The sequence below is a fragment of the Halobellus sp. EA9 genome (assembly GCF_051195055.1).
Classification (GTDB): Archaea; Halobacteriota; Halobacteria; order Halobacteriales; family Haloferacaceae; genus Haloquadratum; species Haloquadratum rubicundus.
Genome location: NZ_JBNTJW010000035.1, coordinates 1 through 2,636 on the forward strand (window position 1 = coordinate 1; position 2,636 = coordinate 2,636).

Genomic DNA, 2,636 nt, shown 5'->3' on the forward strand with positions numbered 1-2,636 from the left:
CCATTTCCCGGTTAGCTTGGCGGAATCTACCTGTAAGAGCGTCTGAGACTGGCCTCAACCGGCGGCAAAACAAGGCAAGAGCAGTTCTGATATGGTGCGAGGAGCCGTGGCATCCACTAATTGTGCTACCAGCAGCAGTATCGAAGTACTCGCAGAAAGTAAATATCCGCTGCTCATCGGATTGGTCTTCGTACGAGCTATAGATGCGAGTACTATGGGCTAAGTATCGGACTGCGAGAAGCCAATCCGATTGTCGTACTTATTGTTGAGACTCTCGGAATCATCCCCGGCCTATTCTTTCTCTCGTCGGTGTCACTAGTGTTATTATTCTTTCTTGGTGAATACCTGCTTCCCTGGGTCGCACAATCGAGACATAATATCGATCTGTGGAGCAATGTAGCATACCTTTCAGTTTTGGTCGTATGGAGCGCTGTGTCGCTTCATAATATGGTACTCATTTGGATATGAGATTGATCGAGTTTGTCGGTTTATTATTATATATTTCAATTGTGTTAATTATATCATTTGCTATGCTGCTTTCTCTGCTTTAATTTCTGCAATGAAGCTCCAAACCCTCATTTTATAAACGGTATAGGAGGATGCCTTAGCCCTGCAGCAATTCACGGATTAAAACTGGATAGAGTATTGGTACCTATTAGCAGAAGCAATCTACGAGTTACACTATACATAACATCCTCCGCACCGTGAACGGCGCGGTTTCCCAAGCGTTGGGATATTATGGTTCGCGGGACGCCCACTCTTGTGGGGCGACTTGCCCCGTGGATTTGTCGAACAGGCGCACCGCTGGCTGTGCCATCCAGCCGTTATCCCTATCTCCCCCGTCACAGACGAGATTCGGGAGTACCTTCTGTCGGATGTTCTCGGCTCCGTTCACGTCGGCGTTGGCGACCACCCCGCACTCGTCGCAGACGTACAGCCCACGTTCGACGCGCTGGCTGTCGTCGGTCGTCCCACAGGATGCACACGATTTGGACGTGCCGCGCTCGTCCACGCGCTCGACGCTGATGCCGCGCTCGGCGGCTTTGTATTCCAGCATCTCGATGAAGCGGTCGAACGCCCATCCGTGCAGGTTCAGATTGCCGTGGTCGCCCCAATCGGCGTCCTCGCGGATACCAGAGAGGTCGCCCACGGCAATCGTCCCGACGTTGCGGGCCGCACACTCAGCTACCACATCCTTCGAGACGGCGTGCAAGAAGTGGTCACGCCTCCCCCGGCGCTTCCGGTCTAGTCGTTGCGCTTTGTGGGAGTCGCTGTCGTCGCACGTCGCTCGCTCCTTCTGGAAGTAGTAGTCGTCCTCTTTGAGTGCGCCGCCGGGGTACAGCAGGGCCTCGTCTCCGACCGCGACGGCGGCAAAGTTGCAGATGCCGAGGTCGATACCTGCCACCCGGTCGCCGGGAGGGTCCGGGTCGCCAGTGTCGACGCGACAGACGATGTGCAACTCCCACTCCTTACCGGTCCAGACCGCCCGGACCTGCTGGACGTGCTGTACGTCCACATCCGGGTCGGTGGCATACTCGCAGAGAACGAAGTCCGACCACGACTTTTTGAGATTCGCTCCTTTCGAGAGTCGAATCCTGTTGTGGTCGGGGTCGTGTTTGAAACTTTGAACGTGACCGTCGAGCGGGGATGCTCGTCGCCCTGCTTGCGGTAGCCGGGTGGGTTCGCGTCCCCGTTGCCCTTTTGACGGTGGGCGTACCACGAGTCGAACGCTTCAGCCAATTCTTCGAGAATTGCCTGACTGGATTGAGCGTTCAAATCCGCGTAGCGTTCGTGACTCTTGAGGTACGCTTTGAGCGTGCCGTGGTCTGGAATCGTGCCGGTTTCACTCCAGATACAGTCGCAGGTCCACCGGGCAACGTTCCAGAGTTTCGAGGCGGCGAACCCAAGCGAATTGAGGTCGTCGCGCACCTGCTGGTGGTTGCGAATGGACGCAACGTAGGTGCGCGTGACCAGATTCGCCATACATAGCCTGTGGCGGAGTGGCTACATAATGGCGTGCCAACCGGAGTGAAAGTGGAATATCCGGCCCGACAGACCCGCGTGGACTGTGGCACCGGGCTTACGCGATTCACGCCCGGCGTGAACGCCGGGATTCTCTCGCTGTTAGAAGATAGTAAGGCCAACACTTAGAAGTTGACAATATTGATCAGGTATATCTATTGGGTTCAGAATTATGTTCTTCCTCAATAATAATCGAATCGGATACCTCTCAAACTGGTATCCAACGAAGCGTCAGAGGCACACCCACCCTACCCCCCACCCCCGTTTAATTAAATATAACACGCGTTTTGAGTTCGTTCTACTTTCTATAGACTGATGCCCTACACCAGTCAGTCCTGTCGGACTGTGTTTCGACGGATCGCCCAACGACAATATAGTGAGTGGCCGGCGTACAATTCGACACCACTGTACGATCGAACGTCGCTCGCTGGACTGGAATCTGATATCCGGACAGTCTCAGAGACGTGGTTCGATCACGATAGTCACGACTCTATCGAGGAGTTCGTCTGTGCACTCCCGCTAGCCTACTTTCGATTTCGCTGTTGGGTAAGCGATTGTTGGTGAAGTCATAGAGCGGTTTCGAGGATGATTTTGAGTGCTTCTTCGCCGGGTTT

Annotated in this window: 2 pseudogenes; one reads left to right on the forward strand and one right to left on the reverse strand. The window is 54.4% G+C overall.

Annotation, left to right across the window (positions count from 1 at the left end):
- Nucleotides 1-736 precede the first annotated feature (736 nt).
- Nucleotides 737-1,983: pseudogene (locus ACQUQ0_RS17495) on the reverse strand (RNA-guided endonuclease InsQ/TnpB family protein).
- 354 nt (nucleotides 1,984-2,337) lie between these two features.
- On the opposite strand from ACQUQ0_RS17495, the pseudogene ACQUQ0_RS17500 reads away from it, so the two are divergent.
- Nucleotides 2,338-2,559, forward strand: a pseudogene (locus ACQUQ0_RS17500) (transposase); the annotation flags it as partial.
- Between the last annotated feature and the right edge of the window lie 77 nt (nucleotides 2,560-2,636).